Source organism: Alistipes ihumii AP11 (assembly GCF_025144665.1).
GTDB classification, from domain to species: Bacteria; Bacteroidota; Bacteroidia; order Bacteroidales; family Rikenellaceae; genus Alistipes_A; species Alistipes_A ihumii.
This window is the reverse complement of record NZ_CP102294.1, coordinates 2,333,238-2,357,162: the sequence shown is the minus strand read 5'-3', so window position 1 is coordinate 2,357,162 and position 23,925 is coordinate 2,333,238. Positions and strand designations below refer to the sequence as shown.

Below are 23,925 nucleotides of genomic sequence, written 5' to 3'. Positions count from 1 at the left end.
AAATCTCTCAATCGGCTTTCGCGGCGGGCCGACCCGGGACGGACAGCGTCTCCGCGATCCGGCCGCAAAAGCGGTCGATGTCCCCTGCGCCGAAAGTCACGAGCAGTTCCGGATTCTCGTCCCGGATCGCATCGAGCAGTCCGTCCTTGGACACGACGCGCGCGGGAACGGTCAGCAGCGGCAGCAGCATCTCGGAACGGACGCCCTCGATCGGCTCTTCGCGCGCCGGATAGATCGGCAGCAGCAGCACCCGGTCCGCCAGCGAAAGCGCCGAGGCGAATTCCTCGCAGAAATCCCGCGTGCGGGTGTAAAGGTGCGGCTGAAATACGACGGTCAGCCTCCGGCCGGGAAACATCTCGCGCAGGGAACCGATCGCCGCCCGCAACTCGTTGGGATGATGCGCATAATCGTCCATATAGACCCGACCGGGCTCGTTGACGTAGAAATCGAACCGCCTCCGGACTCCCGAGAACGAGGCGATCGCCTCGCGGAGCTTCCGCTCGTCGAACCCGGCAACCCAGAGCAACGCGGCGGCGGCCACGCAATTCTCCACGTTGACGCGCCCCGGAATGCCGAGCGTACACTCCTCCAGCCTGCGGTCGGGGAAAACCAGATCGAAGCGATACCGCCCGTCGTCGAGCACGCGGATCCGGTCGGCATAGAAATCGCAGGGCCCGTCGTAGCCGTACCGGTAAACCGAAATCTCCGGATTGCGCAGATCGAGCTCGACTCCCCGCTTGACGATCAGCGCTCCGCCGGGCTTGATCTGCGCGACAAACTGCGCGAAAGCCTCCTTCACGGCCTCGTGCGTGCCGTAAATGTCCAAATGGTCGGCATCGGCCGCCGTCACGACGGCCGCATCGGGATGCAGCTGCAAAAACGAGCGGTCGAACTCGTCGGCCTCGACGACCAAGCGCGGTCCGGGTCCCAGCACCAGATTACTCCCGAAATTTTTCGATATGCCGCCCAGAAAAGCGCTGCCCCCTCCTCCGGCGACACGGTTGAACCAAGCGGCCATCGTCGTAGTGGTCGTCTTGCCGTGCGTGCCGGCAACGGCCATCACGTACTTTCCCTCCGAAATCGCGCCGAGCAACCGCGAGCGCTTGACGACCTCGAAACCGCCGTCGCGAAAGAAGCGCAACTGCGGATGATCCTCGGGGATCGCCGGCGTATAGACGACCAGCGTATCGTCGCTGCTGCGGAAATCGGCCGGTATCGCGTCGGTCGACTCGTCATAGGTCACTTCGGCGCCCTCGCGCCGCAGCTCGGCCGTCAGCTCCGAAGGCGTGCGGTCGTAGCCGGCCACGCGCCGGCCTTCGTGCAGAAAATAGCGCGCCTCGGCGCTCATGCCGATTCCGCCTATGCCCAGAAAATAGACTTTCCCGTATTTCATTCCGATCGTTTTACGACTTTCAGTATTTCATCCGCCACGCGGTCGGCCGAGTCGGCGACGGCCAGCGCGCGTATGTTCTTTTCCATTTCCGAGCGTACCGCATCGTCGGCCAGCAGCCGCCCGGCCTCGGAGAATACCCGGGCGACGGCCTCGCGGTCGGGCACGACGAGCGCGGCCCCCCGATCCGCGAGCGCCATGGCGTTCTTGGTCTGATGATCCTCGGCCACGTTGGGCGAAGGCACGAAAACGACCGTCTTGCCGACCAGGCAGAGCTCCGAGACGGTGCCTGCCCCGGAACGGGCGACGACGACGTCGGCCGCCGCATAGGCCAAGTCCATCCGTTCGATGAAGGCCCCTCGCCAGATGCCGCGCGCATCGCGGCCGCGCATGAACTCGTCCATCTCCCGTTCGTAATACTTCCCGGTTTGCCAGATAACCTGAAACCGACCCTCGCGCACGATCTCATCCGCATGGGCCTTCATCGCCTCGTTCAACGTCCGGGTGCCGAGGCTTCCCCCGACGACCAGCACGACCGGTTTGCCGGCCTCCAGCCCGAAATGGGCCAGCGCCTCGGCTTTCAGCGCGGCGGCGTCCCCGGAAGCGGCGAAACGGCCGCGCAGCGGATTGCCCGTCAGCACGATCCGATCGGCAGGGAAAAAGCGCTCCATGCCCTCGTAAGCTACGCAGATGCGCCGGGCCCGCGATGCGAGCAGCTTGTTCGTAACGCCCGCATAGGAATTCTGCTCCTGAATCAGCGTCGGAATGCCCATCCGCTGCGCGCTCCACAGCACCGGAGCGCTGGCGTATCCCCCGAAGCCGACGGCCACATCGGCCCCGAAGCGGCGGATCACCCGCCGGGCCTTAACCAACGACGCGAGCACTTTGGCCGGAACGGTCAGGTTGCGCAGCGTCAGCCGCCGCTGCAGCCCCGCCACGGGCAGGCCGACGATCGGATAGCCGAGCGCCGGCACCTTCTCCATTTCCATCTTGCCCTCGGCCCCGACGAACAAGACGTCCACACGGTCGCCCAGCCGGCGTCCGAGCGCCTCAGCGACGGCGACGGCCGGATAGATATGGCCTCCCGTGCCTCCGCCGCTCAGTATGACTTTCAATTTGCGTTCCTCGCTCATTTTGCGTTTCAACTTGATAGATCGAATTAAAAAATCCCGTCCGACATCCGGCCGGGACGTCGCTCCACCTGTCCCGCCGTAACGGGATTCAGGCCCCTTTCTCCCCTCCATCGCCGATTCGCCGACCGGCCGGGCTTCGGATTCGGAATATCCGTCCGCCGGCCCGCTCAGTCGAGCATCGTCTCTCCCCGGGGCCGGTCCAGCGACTGCTCCTTGACCTGACGGCTGATGCCCAGAATCAGCCCGAGCGCCACGCAGGTGAACACGATCGACGACCCGCCGAGGCTGACCAGCGGCAGCGTCTGACCCGTCACGGGAAATATGCACACCGACACGAGCATATTGCAGATCGCCTGAAACGTAATCATCAGGCACAGCCCCAGCACGAGCAGGCTCGGGAATGCCGTTCCGCACCGCCGGAAAGTCACGATGCCCCGGAAGAAAATGCAAAGGTACAAAAACAAAATGCCCATGGCGCCCACGAAGCCGTATTCCTCGACAATGAACGCATAGGCGAAGTCGGAATAGGAGTGCGGCAGGTTCGAGCGCTGGGTGCTGTTGCCGGGCCCCTTGCCCAGCAGTCCGCCCGAGGCGATCGCGATGCGCGCTTGCTCCTGCTGCAGGTTGTCGTCGTCGCTCTGCTCGGCGACCTGCTCCGTCTCCCCGATCAGCGAACCGATCCCCAGCCGGTTGACCCAGGTGTGCGAGCGTCCGATGTCGAAAACGTACATGAACGAAACGGCCAGCACCATCGCAACGACCACCAGCGCGACGAGACGCCACAGTTCTCGCACGCGCACGCGTCCCATGTAAAGCATGATGCAGCAGGTGCAGAACGTAATGGCCGCCGTCGAAAAGTTCGACATGAAAATCGCCCCGCAGGCGATCGCGATCGGTCCCAGCACGGGAAGGGTCGTCTGCGTGAGAATATCGAGATTTTTCCGGGGGTTCTTGCGCCAGCCCCGCACGGTGAGCGCCGGAAGCAGCGGAATCCGATGGATGAAGCGCTGGCGCTTGGCCAGCTGCTGCGCGAGGATCGCTATCAGCGCGATGCGCAAGAAGTCGGAAGGCTGGAACGTCACGCCGATCACCGGAATCCGAATCCAGCGCGACGCGCTGTTCAGGTTGACCCCGATAAAAAAGGTCAGCAGCATGAACAGCAGCGCGGCGACGAACACCAGAGCCAGCAGCCGGGGCCGCGCATAGCGCTGGTAGTTGAGTCGGTGCACCGCGATCATCGCGGCGAATCCGAGCACGATGAACTTCAACTGGGCGAAAAAGTAATGCGACGTGTCGCCCCCGGCCTTACGGTAGGCCATCGACGCCGTCGACGAGAAGATCACGAGCAGCGAAGCGACCGACAGAATCGCGATAATCACCCACAGCACGCGGTCTCCCCCGAAAAAACGGTCGAAAAACCCCGGCTTTTCGGCCGATTCGGCCGAAAGCCCCCGCGTTTCCATTTTCCGGATATTCCCGTTCAGTTCCATTCCATCGGTTCTCTTTTAATTCCTCATGCGCGTCCTCGGCAGGGCCGCTGCCCCCGTCCGTACCGAGAAACGGCCCGGACGAATACGCACGACCGCAAGCCTCGCTCCGGGACACCGCTTCTCCGGACCACATCCCGTCCGCTCCGCCGGGAGGCTCCGGATGCGGGAAATTCTCCCCGTCCGCACGATCCGGACATTTCGTCCCGTCGGCCCTCCCGCCTCCGGAAGGCGAGCCCCGGCACGGCTGTCGTCAACGGTGCTTCTGCGAGAGCGTCGCCACCCACTCCTTGAACTGACGCCCCCGTTCCTCGTAATTCTTGAACAGGTCGAAGCTCGCGCAAGCCGGCGAAAGCAGCACCGTATCGCCGGAGGAAGCCGCAGCCCGCGCCGCAGCCATCGCGTCGTCGAGCGAGTGCGTGTCCTCGATGCGGGGAATGCGCCCGTCGAAGGCACGGATCAGCTTCTCGTTGTCGACGCCCATGCAGACGAGCGCCTTGACTTTCGCTCCGGCCAGATCGTACAGTCTCGAATAGTCGTTGCCCTTGTCGGTTCCGCCGGCGATCCACACGACCGGCCGCGTCATGCTCTCCAGAGCGTACCATACCGAATCGACGTTCGTCGCCTTCGAGTCGTTCACGTACTCGACGCCGTCGATCTCGCCGCAAGGCTCCAGCCGGTGCTCGACTCCCTCGAACGAGCGGAGCGTCGGCAGAATCGCGTCCGGCTCGATCCCGGCGGACAGAGCGGCCAGCACGGCCGCCATCACATCGTATGTGTTATGCATCCCTTTGATCCGAAGCTCGGAAACCGGAATTTCCAGCCGGCGGCCGGCAGCCTCGGCCCGTATCGTCCCGTCGCGCAACACGGCGGCGCAATCGCCGCGCCGGACGCTGAACGGGAGCGTCCGCATGGAGAGCGGATGCTTCGGCAGATTCTCGAGCGTCAGCGGATCGTCGGCGCAATAGATAAAGCAGTCCTGCGGACGCTGGTTGCGCAGGATGCGGAATTTGCTGTCGACATAGTTCTGCAGCCGGTACTCGTACCGGTCCAAATGATCGGGCGTAATGTTCGTCAGCACTCCGATGTCGGCCCGGAAATCGTAGCACCCGTCGAGCTGAAAGCTGCTCAGCTCGATCACGTACCAGTCGCGCCGCTCCGTGGCGACCGACAGCGCGAAACTCCGGCCTATGTTGCCCCCCAGAGCGACGTCCGCGCCCGCGCGACGCAGAATCTCGTAGGTCAGCGTCGTCGTGGTCGTCTTGCCGTTACTGCCCGTGACGCAGATCGTGCGAGCCGATGTGTACGGGGCGGCGAACTCGATTTCGGACACGACCGGAATTCCGCGTTCGCGGACCGCCTTCATCATCGGCGCCTTGTCGGGAATGCCGGGGCTCTTGACGACCCGGTCGGCATCGAGTATCCGCCCGGCCGTATGCTGTCCCTCTTCGTAGGGCACGTTCCATTCGGCGAGCAATGCTTTATACTTGGGCGCGATAACGCCCATATCCGACAGGAATACGTCGAATCCTTTCACGCGGGCCAGCACGGCCGCCCCGCAGCCGCTCTCGCCTCCTCCCAACACGACAATCTTCGGCATGGCTATCTGATTTTAAGCGTAACGAGCGTAACGGCCGCCAACAGCAACTGCACGATCCAGAAACGCACGACGATCTTCGACTCGAAATATCCTTTTTTCTGATAGTGGTGATGCAGCGGAGCCATCAACAGCACGCGCCGGCCCTCGCCGTAACGTCTTTTCGTATATTTGAACCAGCCGACCTGAAAAATGACCGACAGGCTCTCGACGAAGAAGATTCCGCACAGGATCGGCAGCAGCAGTTCCTTGCGGATCAGCAGCGCGAACACGGCGATGATCCCGCCGATGGCCAGGCTTCCCGTGTCGCCCATAAATACCTGCGCCGGATAACAGTTGTACCACAGGAAGCCGAACAGCGCCCCGGCGAAGGCCGCCGCATAGACGACCAGCTCGCCGCTCGACGGAATGTACATGATATTCAGGTAATCGGCATAAATCACGTTGCCCGACAGATAGGCCAATATGCCGAGCGTCACGACGATCGTGGCCGACACGCCCGAGGCCAGCCCGTCGAGTCCGTCGGTCAGATTCGCCCCGTTCGACACGGCCGTAATGACCAGAATCGCGACCGCCACGTAGGCGATCCAGCTCCACCGCTCGGAGCGGGGACCGTCGCCCGGAATCAGCCAGTGGTAGTCGAACTCGTTGTTCTTGACGAACGGGATCGTCGTCCTGACGCTTTTCTCGGCCGGCGTCACATAGACCGGACTGCTCTGGCCGTTCTCGGTCACGTACTCGATCTGGGCGCGAGGCGACTTGCCTTCGAGCTTCTCCTTGACGACGATCTGCGGACTGAGCCACATCGCGCAGCCCACGATAACGCCGAGTCCGACCTGACCGACGATCTTGTACCGGCCGCTGAGACCTTCCTTCCGCTTGCGGAACACCTTGATGTAGTCGTCCAGAAAGCCGATCAGCCCCAGCCATACGGTCGAGACGATCATCAGCTGCGTATAGACGTTCGTCAGATCGCCCAGCAGGAGGATCGGAACCAGAATCGACAGCAGAATGATCAGACCGCCCATCGTCGGCGTGCCCCGTTTCTGAAGCTGCCCCTCGAGGCCGAGATTGCGCACTTCCTCGCCGATCTGTCGGCGCTGCAGCAGGCGGATGATCTTCCGGCCGAAAATCATGCCGATCGTCAGCGCCAGAATGATCGCCATCGCCGCGCGGAACGACAGCGAGAGAAACATCCCCACGCCGGGAATGTCGAAATGCTGCGAGAAATATTTGACCAAATGGTATAACATAAACTACACGTTTTCTAATGATTCCATCGATTGTCGGCGACGAACGCTTTTTCGAAAGGATCAGGATCGTTCCAGTCGCGTCCGAGCGACGGACTCAGATCGACTTTCACCAGCGAGTTCTGGTCCATGATGCAGTACAAAACCGGCGCATGCAGAGATACCGGCACGCCCACCTTCATTTCCGCCCGGACTTTCCCGTCCGATCCCACCAAACGGGTCAGCTCTTTGTCGTACAAAACGCTCAGATCGCCGACACGGGCGAAACAAAAGATCAGGGCATCCGTAACGTACTGTCGCCGTATTCTCAGGCTATCGTCAAGCACGGCCAGCCATCCGTCGTCGGTCCGGATCGCCCACTCGTCCTCTCGGTCCACTACGGGCCGGAATCCCCCGCTCTCCGGAGCGAACCAATCGCACTCGTCGGAAAAGATAGAATGGATTTCTCCCTCGGAAACGGTAGCCAAGGTATTCTCGGCCAGCAATTCCCCGTTTTTCGCGTAAAGCGCTATTCTTTTTTTTCCCGCCAACAGCAGGCGGTCGTCCGACCAAGGAATCGAAAAGTAGACGGCGTCTTCCTTTGTCTCTCCGATTCCTTTGAAAAACGTCATCCGGCCGTCTTGCTTGGCGAAAATCGCCATATATGCCAATCCGTAAGGCACCGGCCCGTACGCCGAGCCGGCCACCCCTTTATTGACCAGAACAATCGTAGTATCCGTCTCGTAAATCCGCGATATGCCCGACTTGCCATCGGGCAGCGGGGTCGCCCACAGAACGTTCCCCCGGAGATCGAATGCGAACATACTGTCGCAGGACGCCTGATACAAAACGGGCTCCGAAAGCATCGAACCCGAGAGAATCACATTGGAAGTCAGGGGATGCTTCGTATCGCTCAGCGAATTCCGGAACGTCCGCAACGGACGATCCCACCCCTGTCCCGAATACAGACCGACCCAATGGAGTCCTGCCGCGGAAATCAGAACCGCCGAGTCGCCCGCGATCACCTGATTCCACCGGTCTCCATGAAACTTCAATTCCCGCGTCCACAACTCCTCTCCCGTTCTCAAATCGATTCCCTTGAGTTGCTGCGGCCGGACTTTATCGTACCCCAAAGCGATGCCGGCATCGCTCAGATAATACAGTCCGTAACGGTTCTCGGACAACAACTCGCCGCTCGTCGCATCGAAACACCGGTTTCGGAGGCCGTCGGATTGGACCAGAACGTCTCCGCAAAGCCTCACGGAGTTCTGGTATGCGCCTCCCCCGGGATACCGAACGTCCTGCGCCCAGCGAACTTCCCCCGTACGCATATCCCACCCGATCAGTTTGCCGAAAGACTGGATATACTTGCACATCGGCGCCAGCTTGCTCAACTGACAGATCGCCCAATCGCCCTCGGGACGGGCGTCGAAACCGGAAACCGCATACCGAGAAGTAAAACCGTACCGCACGGCCGAAAGACGCTCGCCGGTCACGGTGTCGCGGCCGGCGACGATCGTATCGACGCGCATGCCCAGCGCGCTCGGGTCCCGAGCCGCCACGGCCGTGCATAAAAGCGGGAGCAAAAGCAAAAGGCGTTTCATGTCGCAGTCCGTTTCTTCTATTCCAGTCCCATCGCCCGGCGAACCTCCTCGCGGTCGTCGAAATGATGCTTGACGCCGCCGACGTCCTGATAGGTCTCGTGTCCTTTGCCGGCCACCAGTACGATGTCGCCCGGCCGCGCCAGCGCGACGGCCGCCTTGATCGCCTCGCGCCGGTCGGCAATGCAGAGGTAACGCGAGGAAGCGTCGAGCCCGGCCTTCATTTCCGCAAGAATCGCCTCGGGATCCTCCTTCCGGGGATTGTCCGAGGTGAGCACGGCCAGATCGGCCCCGTCGGCCGCGATGCGAGCCATTTCGGGACGCTTCGTCCGGTCGCGGTTGCCTCCGCAGCCTACTACCACATACAGCTTCCGGTCCTTGCCCCTGATTTCGTCGATCGTATCGATGACGTTCTGCAACGCGTCGGGCGTATGCGCATAATCGACGATCGCCGTCACGCCGTCGTGCGAGCGGATCGATTCGAAACGGCCGTCCACCGGACCCAGGCCACTCAGCGTGCGCAGCACCTCGTCGCGGTCGGCGCCGAGCAGCAAGGCGGTCGCATAGACGGCCGTCAGGTTGTAGGCATTGAAACGCCCCAGAAACTTCACCCAGACCTCGCGGCCGTCCAGATCGAGCTGCATGCCGTCCAGCAGCATCTCGACGACGCGGCAGCGGAAATCGGCCATCGTGCGCAACCCGTAGGTTCTGACGGAAGCCTTCGTGTTCTGCACCATGACCGCGCCGTTGCGGTCGTCGGCGTTCGTCAGCGCGAACGCCTCTTTTCCCAGCGCGTCGAACAGCATTTTTTTCGCGCGGATATACTCGGCGAACGTATGGTGATAGTCCAGATGGTCGTGCGTGATATTCGTGAACACGGCCCCGGCGAAATGCAACCCTTCGGTGCGGTGCTGCACGAGGCTGTGCGAGCTGACCTCCATAAAGCAGTACTCGCACCCCCGATCGACCATCTCGGCCATCATCCGGTTGAGCCGGACGCTGTCGGGAGTCGTGTGCGTCGACTCGCGCCGATCGGAGTCGATGCAGTACGTCACCGTCGAGATCAGGCCGACCTTATAGCCGAGGCTCCGGAACAGGCGGTACAGCAGCGTCGCGGTCGTCGTCTTGCCGTTGGTCCCCGTCACGCCGACCAGCCTGAGCGACCGGCTCGGGTCGCCATAGAAAGCGGACGCCATGCGTCCCAGCGCGACCGACGAGTCGGCGACGCGCAGATAGGCTACTCCCTCGGCCAACCGCGCGGGTATCGTCTCGCAGACGACCGCAACGGCCCCCGCCCCGACCGCCGCCTCGATGAAAGCATGCCCGTCCGCCTGCGTGCCTCGCGTAGCGAAAAACAGCGCGCCGGGAGTCACCCGCCTCGAGTCGAACTCGAGCGACGAGACGTTCGCCGAACAATCGCCCGCAGACTCCAGTACGTCCGCCGCTTTCAAAAGATCGTTCAATAACATGCCTTGCACTTTTTATCCAATGTACAAAAGTAGGGTTTTCATACGCAGAAATACAAAACGAGACGCCTTTTAATCGACAACTTATCGACAATGCGACCCGGCACGGCCGACCTACGACCGCTCCCGCGGAGAGTGTTCCGGAGCTTCCTTGCGCACCGTCTTGGGCCCATGCTCCCCGGCTCCGGCGATCACCCGGTCGATCGACTCCTTGTCGCCGGCCACCCATACCATGTCGTAAGGGCGGAAACGGACCAGACTGAGCGGTCGGACGTAAGTTCCGTCGCTGCGGTCGATACCGATGATCAGACAGCTTCCGCGCGTCATCATGCCGAACTGGGCGACGGTCATGCCGATCAGCACCGAGCGCTCGCCTACCGAAAACTGGTACATTGTCACATCTTCGCGGTCGACCGGCGACAGAGGCACCTCGACCGCACGGGCGAACTGCTGCAACTGCTCGTCCGTACCGACGACGGAAATCCGGTCGGCCGGCATGAAAACGGTCTCGGCATGCGGAGCATTGACACGGTGACTGCCCCGCAGGACCGAAACGACCGTCACGCCGTAGCGCAAACGCAGGTTCAGCTGTCCGAAGCTGCGGCCTACCAGCGGACTGTCGCCCGACACGGTCAGCCGGGCCAGATGCAGATGCTTCGCCTGCGAATCGGCCGTACGGACGACCGTGCTGAGTTCCTTCTCGTTCAGATTGGCGAAGAACCGCTTCTCGAAACGCAGGAACTGCCGTTTGATCCGCTTCCAGAACAGAATCAGCGACAGCAGCACCAGAGCGAACGTAATCAGCGAGCCGAACCGGGAAGTGCTCAAATGGGCCACGACCGTCATCAGAAACATCAGCGCGACGAGAATTCGCAGCACGACGAGCGTCACGATCAGCCCGTGATTGAATCGCGGATCGTTCCACAACGGCACGAAAAGCCGTTTGCTGAGGTGCCTCAGCGCGAGCGCCCACAGCAGCGGAGCCATGACGAGGACGGTCGTCGTCGTCGCGATCAGTTTGCCCCAGAAACCCTCGAACTTGCTCTCGATCCAAGGAGCGTAGTAGCTCGAAGAGATCCAGACGACGCCCCCCAGCAGAATCGAGTAGAGCGCGATATTGAGCAGCGACCTCTTCAAGAACCTCATCCACTCGCGCTCGGTGTTGACGGTCTGAGTACCGGCGTCGTAACGCTTGAGCAGGCTCTTCACATGCGCGGGCATGATCCGGTCGAGCCAGCGGTAAGCCGGCTCGCTGAGCCGGATGATGAACGGAGTGGTGAAGGTCGTGACGACCGAGACGGCCACGGCCACCGGATAAAGGAACGAACTGGTGACACCCATCGTCAGTCCGAGCGAGGCGATGATGAAGGCAAACTCGCCGATCTGCGCGAGCGAGAACGACGACTGGATCGCAACCTTCAGATTTTGCCCGGCAGCCAGAAAGCCGAGCGTCGCATAGAAAATCTGCCCGACCACCACTACGAACGTCAGGAACAGAATAGGACCGAGGTATTGCACGAGCACGGCAGGCTCGACGAGCATGCCGACCGATACGAAGAAGATCGCTCCGAACAGGTCCTTGACCGGAGCGGTGATCTTCTCGATGCTCTCGGCCTCGGTCGTACCGGCCAGAATGGACCCCATGATGAAAGCGCCCAAGGCGGGCGAGAACCCCGCGTAGGTCGCCACGACAACCATGCCCAGACAGAGAGCCAGCGACACGACGAGCAACGTCTCGGCATTAAGGAAGCGCCGGATACGCTTGAGGAAAGTCGGAATCAGATAGATGCCCACGACGAACCACAGCACCAGAAAGAAAACGAAACGGAAAAGCTGCCACGACACGGACAGATCGGCCACCGCCCTTTGGGCGAAAAGCGTCGAGAAGAGCACCATCAGCACGACCGCGAACAGGTCTTCGACCACCAGCACACCGAACACGAGCGACGTAAACCGCTGATTGCGCAGCCCCAAATCGTCGAACGCCTTGATGATGATCGTCGTCGACGACATCGACAGCATGCCGCCCAGAAAAACGCTGTCGGTCGACGTCCAGCCGAGCAGCTTGCCGGCCATGAACCCGGTGCACATCATCCCCGTGATGATGACCAGCGCGGTCAGCAACGCCGGGCCGCCCACGTTGACAAGCTTCTTGAAGCTGAACTCCAGTCCCAGCGAGAAAAGCAGGAAGATGATGCCGATCTGAGCCCACAGGTCGACGTTCGCCATATCGGAAACTCCCTTGAGCAGGAAATTGCCGCTGCACAGAAAGCCGGCTACGACATAGCCCAGCACGACGGGCTGCTTGAGTCTTTTGAAAAGGAGCGTCGTGATTCCCGCCACGGCGAGGATCAGCGCCAGATCGGATATCAGCGGATCGAGATGCGACATAGCCTGAAAATATACCCGCTTCCGTCACGGCCGACCGAAGCGCGGCGTACAAGAATTTTCCGGCGTGAAACGCCGGGCTCGCGACGAAGCTGGCACGCGGACCCGGTCAAGACACGAAACGACGGGAAAGCCGCCGTACGTCCTGTTCTCCGCCCTTAGGACCGCCCCGAACAGGTACAAAAGTAATGCTTTTTCAACCCAAAAACGCGGATCATGGCAATTTTCTCATGCTACGGCGGCTGCGGCAGGAGAAAATTCCTGCCGCAGCCGCCGTAGTTTAAGGAAAAGCAAACGGAGAATCCGCCTCTTCTCCGGATCAAAAGACGAGGTCCCGCCCCTACCCTCAGAGCATAGCGGCCACAGCACGCCCTTGCTCGGCAGAGAAAAGGACCACCTCGGTCACAGGCTCGAAAGCGTGCGGCACATATTCCAGTACCTGAGCCATTGCGAAAGAGCCGCTACCGGTCGCATACAGGGTCAGCAGCACTCCGCTCGTGGATCCGCCGCGCGGAATCCGGGAGAGACGATCCGCATCCCCCGCCTCGAGGGCGGCGCACAGCTCCTGCTTCCGGGCCGTGTCGTAATAGATGCTGCCGCGCCGGATCCTTTCGCCGGTCGGTTCGTAGACCGGCGAGCCGGAAGCGAGCGCGATGCCTGCCATGATCAGTCCGACCAGCGCGACGCCCCCTCCGAGCAGCATCAGTATGGAAGCCAGATTTTCATGCTCGGACATAGAGGAAGCCGTCAGGCTCCAGATCGCCAGTCCGGCACCGGCTACGCCGATCAGCAAGGCCGGAAGCGGATTTTTCCTGCGGCGGACGATCCGCCCCTCCGTTACGGCATACAACACGTCGTCTATCGATTCCGATTTTTTCTTGTCCATTTTTTCAAAATTCAGTCGGTTCATAAATACATTCCCGGGAGGCCCGGCCGCATACCCTTGCGATTCGCGACCGTACCCAAACGACATTTCGGCACGGACTCCCCGGGAAAGTCCGCCCATGCCTGCGGCAGGGAACCGCATCGGAGACGCGTCCCGCTCGCCTGAAACTCGAACCGGCTAAATAATGATTTTCCGCAAGGCCAGGACATAATATCCCGCTTGCGCGAGCGAGGCGCAGAAGCGCTCGCAACAGACACGCTGAACGGCGAAAAGAATTTCGGAGCGCCCCTCTTCCGCCGGACGCTCCGGGACCGGACACTGCCAGCCGTCCCGCCCATGCGACGGCAGCCTCAGAACGGGAATATGGACCTGAACGGAGTTCGATCCGCAAACGGCCGGAACCAAATCGCACGCCCATGCGGAAACGATCAGCTCGTGCAATTCATCGAGCGTCCCTGCCGCAGCAATCGTCTCGACAGGACCGGCGCAAGGGAGAAGCCGGGAGCGCGACGGCTGCAAACAAGCCGCATGCAACGCGAAAATCATCGCGACCGCCGCCCATACCGCATATTTCATCCGTTTCCCCATAAGGTCCCGAAAACAATTACCGCACAAATATAACGCTATCGCCGGCCTTTTACAAAAAAGTTCGGCGCACAAACGGTCTCTCCCGATCCGACGCGACAACAACGAACAGAAAGCGCACAGGCAAAACGCCGTGTAGATCTATCGTCCAATCATCGCCGCCGACAAATTCCGCAACGCCGACCGAACCGGCAAAACGTTTTTCCGTCCCGACCGCTTCTCCGACAAGAGCGGCACCGCGCAGAGAATCGGCGGAACGTTAACGTAACCTCAATTTTAACCTAGGCCATACTTACGCTGACTATCAGCAATATACCCATATATAATTATACTAAATTAGTACTATACAGGAAAACGGTTAGAAACGATTTATAGATAATTTACGGTCGTTAACTTTATTTATTAGCCTTGATTTCATTCTTTTGGTGATGCTGTTCTGTGGGAAAGTAAGGCTGGTGAAAAGAAAAACGGATAGGGGCATTTCTCTTTTCCCCCGTATATATTTATAAGTTTGGTTCAGTATAGGTGTATATATCTAATTCCCAACCAAACTTATTTTTTTGCACAAGCTATTGACATGAGCCTTAAAATGTTGTAACTTTACAGTTGATCGAGTGAAGTTCCATCACGACATTTTGAAAAATAAGAAGCGTTATGCTTATCTCTTGAGAGTGGAAACCTGGTAACTTCGACAGACAAGAGTAGCATAGTGGTTCTCACGCTATGGCGTGGCATTGCAGTCCCACACTTCGTGATCTATAATTGCACTTATGGTAACTGAGGTGCGTCATGAAGTTTTCAAAATAAGGTTTTGTATGAAAAAAATTCTATCCTTTCTTGTGTTTGTGTTTCCTTTTATTTCAATTCAGGCGCGATCTCAAGATTCACTGCCCCAAAATCCACAAGTAGAAAAACAAACACTTGTTCAGAGAGTTGATTCTCTTGAACATGAATTATCATATCTAAAATTGACATACGAACTTTATACACTTAATTCAGACATAAAAATGTTTGCAAACGAAGTGGACACTAAATCTATTGAAATTCGGTTAGACCTCTATAATCGGAATTTTAATTACAAATTAGGTGATTCATATAAACAATATTATGAATCATGCCAACATCACCAACAGTCCATTTTTAGACTGATTGAAGCAAGGAAAAAATTTTTCGCTCTTAAAGTCATGACATATCCTTATTCAGAAAGTGAGCTAAATACATTAATGGCAAGTTACAATGTAGTCAATGAAGCATATGACATCTTGGACAGATCTATGAAAAAGCTGAAAATCATAATAGACGCATATAATGAATTAATGTGATTGCACTATGGATTCTAAAGGTTGACCTTTGGAATATTGGGGATATTTTCAGCGTTACCTTGGCAATGCGGCTCGGAAAGTTCCCTAATATGCCAAGGACCGCTTTCCGCCGAACCTTCGAACAAGCCACCCGCGCTTTCGGCTTCCCGCCGTTCGTAAAATCGCCCCGCACGGCAGTCCTCCGTCGCCGAAAGGTTCCTCGACGGACGCGCCCGCGCCCGAAAGAGCGCCTCAGACCGATTGCCCCCGGATGCGCATCGGCCCTCAAAAATTTCTATTCCGTCCGGCGGGTCTTCTCGTGCCGGACCGTCTCCCCCTCGGGCAGCGGCTCCACGCCGAGAATCAGCGAGACCGTCTGTCCTCGCCGGGCCTTCGAGCCGGCAGGCACGGACTGGCTCAAAACCGTCCCCGCCCCGGAAAACGAGACGATCATTCCCTGTCGCTCGAGCAGGTAGATCGCATCCTTGAGCCCCATGCCGACGACGCAGGGCACCGTTCCGCCGCGCTCGTCGTACTCCGTATAGACCGCTCCGGCCGAATCGATCGAGGCCAACTCCTTCCACGGCTTTTCGCGGCGACGGCCCTCGTAAGGAATATCGAAACGGTAACCGACTTCGCGCATCTGCTCGACGCGGCCGGCCTTGACGAAAGGCTTCTTCGCGGACTTGTCGCCCGTTTCCGAAACGGGTTTCTGCCAAGCCGTATTCTTCGCATACACCCGGTCGGCGATCGCCTTGAACACCGGCCCTGCCACCGTACCCCCGTAATAATAGCGGCGATGCCCCGGCGCATTGTACGTCTTTACGGCGACCAAGCAACTGTACTTGGGATCGTCTTCCGGGAAATAGCCCACGAAAGTGCCCAGATAATGGCGGCCGCCGTTGCGGTCGGTGTAACCGCTGCGTCCCATGGCGATCTGGGCCGTGCCGGTCTTTCCCCCGACCGAATAATACCGGCTCCGCATCCGGCGCGCCGTTCCTTCCTCGACGACTCCCCGCATCGCCTCGCGCACCTCCTCGAGCGTCTCGCGCGAGGCGATCGACGAAACCATCGTCCGCGCACCGAACGTCCGCAGCGTCTGTCCGTACTGCCGCAGCTCCTTGACGAGCAGCGGGCTGACCATTTTTCCGCCATTGGCTACGGCGTTGTAGAAAGTCAGCGTTTTGAGCGGAGTGAGGCGCAGCGCATAACCGTACGACATCATCGTCAGCGTAGTGCCGTCCCACCACTTGTCACCGGGCTTCCGGATAACGGGCTTCTGCTCCCCGGCGATCTGAAGTCCGAGCGGCTGATCGAGTCCCATCTTGCAAAGATGATCGACGAAGCGTTTCGGATCGTCCCGGTAATACTTGTTGACGGCCATTGCGAACCCGACGTTCGACGACTTCTCGAAAACGCCCTTGAGCGTCAGTAATCCGCACGCATGCGAATCGACCACTTTGGCCCGGCCGATCACGATCCGTCCGTCGCCGGTATCGTACGTCTCGTCGAGACTGGCCCCGGCATCGTCGAGCAGCGTAATGAGCGAAGCCAGCTTCTCGGTCGAGCCGGGCTCCAGATTCATCCCGATCGCGTAGTTGAAATCCTCGACGACCCGCTCGTCGCTGTACCGCGTCAGGTTCGCCATCGCACGGATCTCGCCCGTAGCGACCTCCATCAGGATCGCCGTGCCCCAATCGGCCTGCATGGCGATCAACTGGTCGCGCAGCGCTTTCTCGGCCACGTCCTGAATATCGACGTCGAGCGTCGTCACCACGTCGATTCCGTCCACGGGATCGACGTTCATCTCGTCGGGCACGGGTACGCGGAAACTGCCCGAAACGCGCTGCATCATCACGCTGCCGTCGATACCCCTCAGCACGCTGTCGAACGCCCCTTCGATCCCGAGCCGCGTTCCCGCCTCGTTGACCATCCCGATCGTACGGGCGGCCATCCGCCCGTGAGGCAGCATCCGCTTATTGATCTGCCGGGCGATGAAACCGCTGCTGTTCTGTCCCAGACGAAACAGCGGGAATTTCGCGATCTGTTTTATTTCCAAATGATTGACCCTTCGGGGGGAAATCAGCGTATACCGGTTCTTTTTCCTGTTGCGGAACGCATTGACCAGCATCAGCTTGTATGCGCCTTTGCTCTTGTCGCCGAAAAAGGAAGAGAGACTACCCGCCAGCGAATCGACGTCGCGCAGAAAGACCGAGTCGATCAGACCGTTCGCCGCGAAGTCCATGCGCACTTCGTACATCGGAACGGACGTAGCCAGAATGCGTCCGTCGCAAGCCAGCACGTCGCCCCGGTCGGCCTCCAGCTTGACGCGCTCGTAAGTGATCGTCGTCCCCTTGTTACGTAAGGCGGGTCCCTTGGGGCCGTATTGCAAGTAGAGAATCTTGCCCGCAATGAGCATTCCGACGAAAAAGAAAAGCGCGTACAATACCCGGACACGCCGGAATATGCCTTTCTTTATATCCGTTCTGCCCTCGCTCATCGTCTATTTCTCGATCACTTTCGGGGGACTCAGCGACTCCTCGAGCGGAATTCCCCGCAGTTCCAGCTCCCGGATAATTTCGCTCTGCCGCGTGGAGATCATCCTCAGCGACGACACGGTCAGCGACCGCGCCCTCAGTTCCTTGACCTGCTCGGTCAGACGGTCGTGACGGCGGTGCAGCTTCTGAATATGAAACCCGTTGGCGATATACAGAAACATCAGCAAAGCCATGAACAGCACGTAGGGATACTGCCGCCGCACTTCGGCCCGCATCAAGAAGCTGCCCGAAAGCATTTGCCCCACATAACGCTCGAAACGCGAGGGTGGACGCACGGGCTGCGGATCGGGCTGTCGCTCCCGCTCCGGCACGGCGGCAGAGGGACCTTCCGCAGGTCCGTCCTGTCGCCACGATCGCCCGAAATCATCCTCCATATCCATACCCGGCCAATTTGTACGAACAAAAGTAATATTTTTATCCGAACAAAAAGCCTCCGGCAGCATCGAAACCGAAGTCCCGCACCCGAACCGGCCCGAAGAATCCGGACTGCGGATAAAAAAAGTAAAGGGAGCTCCCTGCCCAAGAACAATCGTGCAACAAGGAAACGCCGGAATCCGAGGCCAGCCGGAAACGATGTACCGGCAACCGGCAGGACAATATCATCGCTTCCGTCGAACGATAAGCCCGCACGCTTCGGACAAAAGTCGCCACAGACACCCCCCCAATTTTGAAAGGGAAACATTCTCAAACGCGCTCGATTCTTCCGATCGGACCGCGCCGTAACGCGTTTCTTTAATAATACTACCTACGGTCCGAAATTTGTTTCAAAAAGGCTTTACTAGAAATATTGTATTGAATATCAAAACGTTAACCCCATATTTTCTTATACCCTCTCATTATGCCGCTTTGAAAATCAAACCATTCGCATCCGTCCCCGACTTTACATGGCATATCCTGCCGATTTTTGTTATTAAAAAGGCGGAAAATCATTCCAGGATTTCAAAAAAAAGGCCAAAACACATGAAATTTAACCGGTTAAATACAAAAAACATTCCCCTACGTTCTTTTTTAAATAATAAAACTTTTATATTTACGGAAGTTTTTGTCTTACGACTACACCAGGAATAGTCCTAAAACTTAATTTTTAACCTAAAATTTCTATCTATGAACAAACCTCTACTCAGCGTATGGACATGGATGACAGCAACGAGCGGCACCCGAGCCGGAGCGAGGATATTCGCCGCACTCGCTCTGCTGGCGTCGGCTCCGTTCGGAGCCTATGCTGCGGAGAGCGGCCATCTCGGAGCGGCCCCGTTATCCGCCCAGCAAGCCAAGCAGCCCGTTTCGGGTACCGTTACCGACGAGTCGGGCGAACCTCTGGTAGGAGTGACCGTCATGGTCAAGAACACCACTACCGGCACGACGACCGATGCGCAGGGACATTTCCAGCTCTCGGTCGAACCCGGGGCTACCCTCGTATTTTCTTATTTGGGCTACAACACTCAGGAGATAGCGGTCGGCAACAAGACATCCTTGAAAGTAGCTCTTCAGGACAACTCGCAGAACATCGACGAAGTCGTCGTCGTAGCCTACGGAACCCAGAAAAAAGTTTCGGTAACCGGCTCGGTTTCGTCGGTTCAGACCAAGGAGCTCAAGCAAAGTTCGTCGGCGAACCTCTCCACGGCCTTGGCCGGACGCCTGTCGGGTCTGACCTCCCTCCAGCAGAGAGGCGGCCAGCCGGGTAAGGACCAATCGACGCTGATGCTTCGAGGTGCCGCTACGATCAACGGCACAAGTCCGCTGATTCTGATCGACGGCGTGCCGCGCGACAATATGGACTACCTGAGCGCGGACGAGGTGGACAACGTGTCCGTGCTGAAGGACGCCTCGGCTACGGCCGTATTCGGCGTGCGCGGAGCCAACGGAGCGATCCTGATCACGACCAAGCGCGGACAGACCGGCAAGGCCAAGCTCGATTTGAACTTCGAGCAGAGCTGGACCTCGTTCACGCGGGAACCGGAGCGCCTCACCTCGCTCGAATACATCGACCTGCGGAATCAGGCTTCGAGAAACGACCATAAGGAAGCTCCCTTCGATGCAATTACCCGGGCCAAGTATGCCGACCCGCTGAAAGGGCTCGATCCGAACGATCCGGATTACGCCAAGAAGGCGGCTCAGATGCAGTACCTGTATCCGAACCACGACTATTATCGGGAGCTGATCAAGCGCTACACGCCCCAGACCCGCGTCAACATGAACATCAGCGGCGGGACGGAAAAAGTCAAGTATTTCGTCAACGCGGCCTATCTGCATCAGGGCGGCAACCTGAAGGTCGAGCCCAAATCCTTCCTCGGCTACGACCCGTCGGCCAAAATGGACCGTTACAGCTTCCGGGCGAATCTGGACTATCAGGTGACCAAGAGCTTCAAGGCTTTTCTGAATCTGGGCACGTACATCGAACAGGTCAACATGCCGAGCGGCAGTACCTATCCCAACACGGATACGGGTTGGATGATGCGCGACGTGCTGTACCAAGCCACGACGATCACGCCGATCACGCCGGGCCCCTATGTCGATCCCTACTCCGGACTGGACGAGAAGGCTCTGGTCTTCCCGACCTATTTGGACCGTTCGGCCATGGAAGTAATCAACCGCCAAGGCTATCACAACGACGTCAACACGAGTCTGAACGCCACGCTGGGAGGCGAATGGGACCTGAGCTTCATCACCAAAGGGCTCAGTCTGAAAGGGATGGCCTCTTACGACGCCTTGGCCGTCACCAACCTCGACGCCGCACAGCGACAACTGCTCTACGTCGTGAGCAACGTGGACGACGTTCCCTCCTACTCGATTTACTCGAATCAGGAATACTCGCCGCTGACGATCAGCAAGAGCGCAGCCTCGCGCTACACGATCAACCTGCAGGCCTCGCTGAACTACAACCGTACGTTCGGTCTCCACACGGTAGGAGGCATGCTGCTCGTCCAGCGCGACTATTGGGAAACGAACGGAGGCGATTTACCGTATAACGTGATGGGACTCGTCGCGCGGGCCACATACGACTTCGACAACCGGTACCTGTTCGAGTTCAACATGGGCTATAACGGCTCCGAGCAGTTCGCGCCCTCTAACCGCTACGGCTTTTTCCCCGCCGTATCGGCCGGCTGGGTAATCAGCAACGAAAAGTTTCTCAAAGATAGCCGCACGCTGACGATGCTCAAACTTCGCGCCTCGTACGGCAAGGTCGGCAACGACAAGCTCGGCAATAACCGCTTCCTGTACATCGACAACATCACGATGGGAGGCGGCACGCTGGGAAGCCTCGGCAACGGGCAGGGAGTCAGTGCCGGACTGTTGGGCAACCCCAATCTGTCATGGGAAATCGCCAAGAAGCAGAACTACGGCTTCGACCTGCAACTGTGGAGCGAGCTGAACCTGACATTCGACTACTTCATCGAGAACCGGGAAGACATCCTGATCGATCGCAAGTCGGTACCGATGATTCAAGGCACGCCGCTGGCCAATATTCCCAAAATGAACATGGGCAAAGTCAAAAACCAGGGCTTTGAAATCGAGCTGAACTATATCAAAAGGGTCGCCAAGGACCTCACCTTGCAGTTCCGGGGCATGTTCAACTACAACAAGAACAAGCAGATCTACATGGACGAACCGATCAATCCTTCAGACTACGTCTACCGTTACCGCCAGACCGGTTTCCCGATCAACACGAACTGGGGCTACAAAATCGACTACAGCAACGGCAACGGCTTTTTCAACACGCAGGAAGAGCTGGACGAATACCTGTCTCATACGAAATACAGTTTCGGAACGCCGGGACTCGGCGACTTCAAGTACATGGACCTGAACGATGACGGGGTGGTGGACGAGAAAGACCAGGTTCCCCTCCGCTACACGAAGATTCCGCGCATTACTTACGGATTCACGCTCGGACTCGACTACAAGGGTATCGACTTCACGATTTTCTTCCAAGGCGTTTCGAAATACTCCCATTTCTCGGGCACTACTCAGAACGTGTACGAATGGACCAAGGAAGGCACCTACTACAACTATCACAAGCGGGCATGGACCAAGGAGCGCTACGAAAACGGCGAGAAAATCACCTACCCCGCGCTGCACACGGGCGATAATGTGAACACGCGGGCGAACGACTTCTTCGTTTTCGACCGCTCGTTCATCCGTCTGAAGAACATCGAGCTCGGCTACACGCTTCCCCAGCGCTGGCTCCGCGCGATAGGCATCAGCAAGGTTCGGGTTTACGTGAGCGGGCAGAACCTGTGGACCCATTCGCCTCAGGTCGCCGACCATATCGATCCCGAGCAGGACGACCCGATCGGATACCCCCTGACGAAAATGATGAACGTCGGAGTGAATATCACGTTCTAATCCTATTAAAATCAATATTATGAAAATAAAATACCTTTTCTTGCCGGTCGCCGTAGCGGCGCTTGCAATGGGCTCGTGCGCCAAGGTGCTGGACACGGCTCCCGACGGGAAAATCAGCTACGACGACGTATTTGCCGACAACGACAAGACCGGCGCCTTTCTGAACAACTGCTACTGGAAGATTCCCAAGTGCGGGTATCGGTACTATTTCTGGACGAACTGGTTCGTCTGCACCAGCGACGAGTGCTTTGACAACGATGCCGACAGCGACGGTTCGGGCATGGTTCCGAACAACATGTACAACGGAAACATTTCGGCCGGCGGCACCGACATCGGCAATATCGGCAACGGTGCGCTCTATGCCGACGCAGCGGCCCAAAGCTATTGGGAAGCCTACTGGAACGCCATCTGGAACTGCAGTTACTTCATCAGCCGCATCGGGACGGCCAACGTAGACAGCGAGTCCGACAGGCAGCGGTGGAAAGCCGAAGCGCACGTACTGCGGGCCTACTACTACATGCTGTTGCTGCGCCTCTACGGTCCTACGTTGCCGATAGAGGACACGCCCTATAACATGGCCGATGATTTTTCGGGACTGACACCGGCATCGATCACCGACCTGACCGATTTCATCCTGAGCGACTGCGACTCGGCGATCAATACGGATGCCTTGCCATGGAGAATCACTACCAGTGCCGAGCAGCAGCGCGTCACCAAGGCGGTTGCATGGGCGATCAAGTCGCGCGTGATGCTCTATGCGGCCAGTCCGTTATATAACGGAGGCAACAACCTTTGGGATAAGGCATACGAAGTGACGCAAGACGCCTACAACGCGATCAAGAGCGCCGGCTACGAACTCTACAAGACTTCGAAAATCGAGGAGTATACGAACGATCAGGCCCTGATCACGCCCGAAGGTTATCCGGCCGACCAAGCCGCTGCAGCAGCCGCACTGAACGAGTATTTCTGCGAGTGGCACGACTACGGCGGGGGGCGCGACTTGGAAACGATCTGGGAAGACCGCAACGGCAACGGGCAGGTCTACCATATCGGCGGCGTCGGCATGCAGGAAGGATACAAGTCCGGCCCCGTTCCGACGCAGGAAATGGTGGACGCCTACCCGACGAACGAGGGAGACTGGATTCTCGACCTGAGCAGGCCCTACCTGAACGTCGAGCATACGCAGCCCAACCTCAACCCCAATGCCAAAGACTCCAAAAACGAAGCATACAGCGAAAGCGACCCGTACTCCTGCTTCCGCGATCCGCGCTTCTATGCCTCGATCTATTATCACGGCTCGAAGCGCTATACCCGCTGGAGCTTTGCCGAAGGCGAATACGCCGTGAATACGTTCCGCGCGCGGGAAATCGATTGCAGCCAAACCGACCCGTGGACCGGCTCCGACCTCAAGGCGTCCACGACGAACAAGCGGCAGCGCACGCGCACCGGCTATTACTCGCGAAAATACCTGAACCCAACCAAAAACCCAACTTCACCACGCAACGACGCCCCCGGCTTCAAACATTTCCGCTTCGCAGAGATCATCCTGAACTATGCCGAAGCAGCGGCTGAAGCCGGGCACACGTCCGACGCGCTCGAAGCGCTGAAAGAGATCCGCGACCGGGTAGCCATGCCCCATATCACGACGACCGATCAGGCGGCGCTGATCCGGGAAATCCGCGCCGAGCGCCGCATCGAGCTGTTTTTCGAGGAGCACCGCTTCTTCGACATCCGCCGCTGGCAGCAGCCCGACGGCAATTTGGAAGATATCCTGCACTATACCACGGCCATGCAGATCGACGAGCAGCCGAACGGCACTTACACCTACCAGCGGATCAAGATACGCGACAACGGGTACGCTTGCTACACGAACAAGTTCCTGTTCCTGCCGCTTCCGTTGGCCGAGGCTTCCCGCTTGGAGTCGATTACCGGCATGAACTGGCAGAATCCCGGATGGTAG

Annotated in this window: 15 protein-coding genes; 3 read left to right on the top strand and 12 right to left on the bottom strand. The window is 58.6% G+C overall.

The window, feature by feature from the left end:
- Positions 1 to 7: 7 nt before the first annotated feature.
- From murC to NQ491_RS09455, 10 genes are all read right to left on the bottom strand, one after another.
- Complete coding sequence (gene murC, locus NQ491_RS09500) at positions 8 to 1,393, bottom strand: UDP-N-acetylmuramate--L-alanine ligase (protein WP_019245804.1); 1,386 nt, start codon at positions 1,391 to 1,393, stop codon at positions 8 to 10.
- Positions 1,390 to 2,523, bottom strand: coding sequence for an undecaprenyldiphospho-muramoylpentapeptide beta-N-acetylglucosaminyltransferase (gene murG / locus NQ491_RS09495; RefSeq protein WP_019245805.1), 1,134 nt, complete (start codon positions 2,521 to 2,523; stop codon positions 1,390 to 1,392). Before murG ends, murC begins: the two co-directional genes overlap by 4 nt.
- A 167-nt stretch (positions 2,524 to 2,690) precedes the next feature.
- Complete coding sequence (locus NQ491_RS09490) at positions 2,691 to 4,013, bottom strand: FtsW/RodA/SpoVE family cell cycle protein (RefSeq protein WP_019245806.1); 1,323 nt, start codon at positions 4,011 to 4,013, stop codon at positions 2,691 to 2,693.
- Between the two features lie 250 nt (positions 4,014 to 4,263).
- A complete protein-coding gene (gene murD, locus NQ491_RS09485) occupies positions 4,264 to 5,610 on the bottom strand; it encodes a UDP-N-acetylmuramoyl-L-alanine--D-glutamate ligase (RefSeq protein WP_019245807.1) in 1,347 nt (448 codons plus the stop codon).
- A 2-nt stretch (positions 5,611 to 5,612) separates the two neighbouring features.
- Positions 5,613 to 6,860, bottom strand: a complete 1,248-nt coding sequence (gene mraY, locus NQ491_RS09480) for a phospho-N-acetylmuramoyl-pentapeptide-transferase (protein WP_019245808.1) — start codon at positions 6,858 to 6,860, stop codon at positions 5,613 to 5,615.
- 14 nt (positions 6,861 to 6,874) lie between these two features.
- Positions 6,875 to 8,440 (bottom strand): outer membrane protein assembly factor BamB family protein, encoded by a 1,566-nt coding sequence (locus NQ491_RS09475; protein ID WP_019245809.1) that lies wholly within the window; start codon positions 8,438 to 8,440, stop codon positions 6,875 to 6,877.
- A gap of 17 nt (positions 8,441 to 8,457) precedes the next feature.
- On the bottom strand, positions 8,458 to 9,906 hold the full coding sequence (locus tag NQ491_RS09470; protein ID WP_034282850.1) for a UDP-N-acetylmuramoyl-L-alanyl-D-glutamate--2,6-diaminopimelate ligase: 1,449 nt from the start codon (positions 9,904 to 9,906) through the stop codon (positions 8,458 to 8,460).
- A gap of 111 nt (positions 9,907 to 10,017) precedes the next feature.
- Entirely contained in the window at positions 10,018 to 12,294 is a 2,277-nt protein-coding gene (locus NQ491_RS09465; RefSeq protein ID WP_259800660.1) for a cation:proton antiporter, read from the bottom strand.
- 343 nt (positions 12,295 to 12,637) lie between these two features.
- Complete coding sequence (locus NQ491_RS09460) at positions 12,638 to 13,177, bottom strand: hypothetical protein (RefSeq protein WP_147524820.1); 540 nt, start codon at positions 13,175 to 13,177, stop codon at positions 12,638 to 12,640.
- Between the two features lie 177 nt (positions 13,178 to 13,354).
- Positions 13,355 to 13,753 (bottom strand): hypothetical protein, encoded by a 399-nt coding sequence (locus NQ491_RS09455; RefSeq protein WP_157365667.1) that lies wholly within the window; start codon positions 13,751 to 13,753, stop codon positions 13,355 to 13,357.
- Positions 13,754 to 14,577: 824 nt separating this feature from the next.
- Here NQ491_RS09455 and NQ491_RS09450 point away from each other — a divergent pair.
- Positions 14,578 to 15,084 (top strand): hypothetical protein, encoded by a 507-nt coding sequence (locus NQ491_RS09450; protein ID WP_147524821.1) that lies wholly within the window; start codon positions 14,578 to 14,580, stop codon positions 15,082 to 15,084.
- 274 nt (positions 15,085 to 15,358) lie between these two features.
- Here NQ491_RS09450 and NQ491_RS09445 read toward each other — a convergent pair whose 3' ends face one another.
- Positions 15,359 to 17,563, bottom strand: coding sequence for a penicillin-binding protein (locus tag NQ491_RS09445; protein WP_019245816.1), 2,205 nt, complete (start codon positions 17,561 to 17,563; stop codon positions 15,359 to 15,361).
- 3 nt (positions 17,564 to 17,566) lie between these two features.
- On the bottom strand, positions 17,567 to 18,001 hold the full coding sequence (locus NQ491_RS09440; RefSeq protein WP_019245817.1) for an FtsL-like putative cell division protein: 435 nt from the start codon (positions 17,999 to 18,001) through the stop codon (positions 17,567 to 17,569).
- A gap of 724 nt (positions 18,002 to 18,725) precedes the next feature.
- On the opposite strand from NQ491_RS09440, the gene NQ491_RS09435 reads away from it, so the two are divergent.
- Both NQ491_RS09435 and NQ491_RS09430 read left to right on the top strand, forming a co-directional pair.
- Complete coding sequence (locus NQ491_RS09435; RefSeq protein ID WP_232423199.1) at positions 18,726 to 21,965, top strand: SusC/RagA family TonB-linked outer membrane protein; 3,240 nt, start codon at positions 18,726 to 18,728, stop codon at positions 21,963 to 21,965.
- 19 nt (positions 21,966 to 21,984) lie between these two features.
- Entirely contained in the window at positions 21,985 to 23,925 is a 1,941-nt protein-coding gene (locus NQ491_RS09430; RefSeq protein WP_026089632.1) for a RagB/SusD family nutrient uptake outer membrane protein, read from the top strand.

Excerpts from the sequence above, each read along its gene's own strand:
- NQ491_RS09475 (WP_019245809.1), bottom strand. The coding sequence starts at position 8,440 with ATGAAACGCCTTTTGCTTTTGCTCCCGCTTTTATGCACGGCCGTGGCG.
- NQ491_RS09465 (WP_259800660.1), bottom strand. The coding sequence starts at position 12,294 with ATGTCGCATCTCGATCCGCTGATATCCGATCTGGCGCTGATCCTCGCC.
- NQ491_RS09435 (WP_232423199.1), top strand. The coding sequence starts at position 18,726 with ATGAACAAACCTCTACTCAGCGTATGGACATGGATGACAGCAACGAGC.
- NQ491_RS09430 (WP_026089632.1), top strand. The coding sequence starts at position 21,985 with ATGAAAATAAAATACCTTTTCTTGCCGGTCGCCGTAGCGGCGCTTGCA.
- NQ491_RS09470 (WP_034282850.1), bottom strand. The coding sequence starts at position 9,906 with ATGTTATTGAACGATCTTTTGAAAGCGGCGGACGTACTGGAGTCTGCG.
- NQ491_RS09440 (WP_019245817.1), bottom strand. The coding sequence starts at position 18,001 with ATGGATATGGAGGATGATTTCGGGCGATCGTGGCGACAGGACGGACCT.
- NQ491_RS09490 (WP_019245806.1), bottom strand. The coding sequence starts at position 4,013 with ATGGAACTGAACGGGAATATCCGGAAAATGGAAACGCGGGGGCTTTCG.
- mraY (WP_019245808.1), bottom strand. The coding sequence starts at position 6,860 with ATGTTATACCATTTGGTCAAATATTTCTCGCAGCATTTCGACATTCCC.
- NQ491_RS09460 (WP_147524820.1), bottom strand. The coding sequence starts at position 13,177 with ATGGACAAGAAAAAATCGGAATCGATAGACGACGTGTTGTATGCCGTA.
- NQ491_RS09455 (WP_157365667.1), bottom strand. The coding sequence starts at position 13,753 with ATGAAATATGCGGTATGGGCGGCGGTCGCGATGATTTTCGCGTTGCAT.
- murD (WP_019245807.1), bottom strand. The coding sequence starts at position 5,610 with ATGCCGAAGATTGTCGTGTTGGGAGGAGGCGAGAGCGGCTGCGGGGCG.
- NQ491_RS09450 (WP_147524821.1), top strand. The coding sequence starts at position 14,578 with ATGAAAAAAATTCTATCCTTTCTTGTGTTTGTGTTTCCTTTTATTTCA.
- murC (WP_019245804.1), bottom strand. The coding sequence starts at position 1,393 with ATGAAATACGGGAAAGTCTATTTTCTGGGCATAGGCGGAATCGGCATG.
- murG (WP_019245805.1), bottom strand. The coding sequence starts at position 2,523 with ATGAGCGAGGAACGCAAATTGAAAGTCATACTGAGCGGCGGAGGCACG.
- NQ491_RS09445 (WP_019245816.1), bottom strand. The coding sequence starts at position 17,563 with ATGAGCGAGGGCAGAACGGATATAAAGAAAGGCATATTCCGGCGTGTC.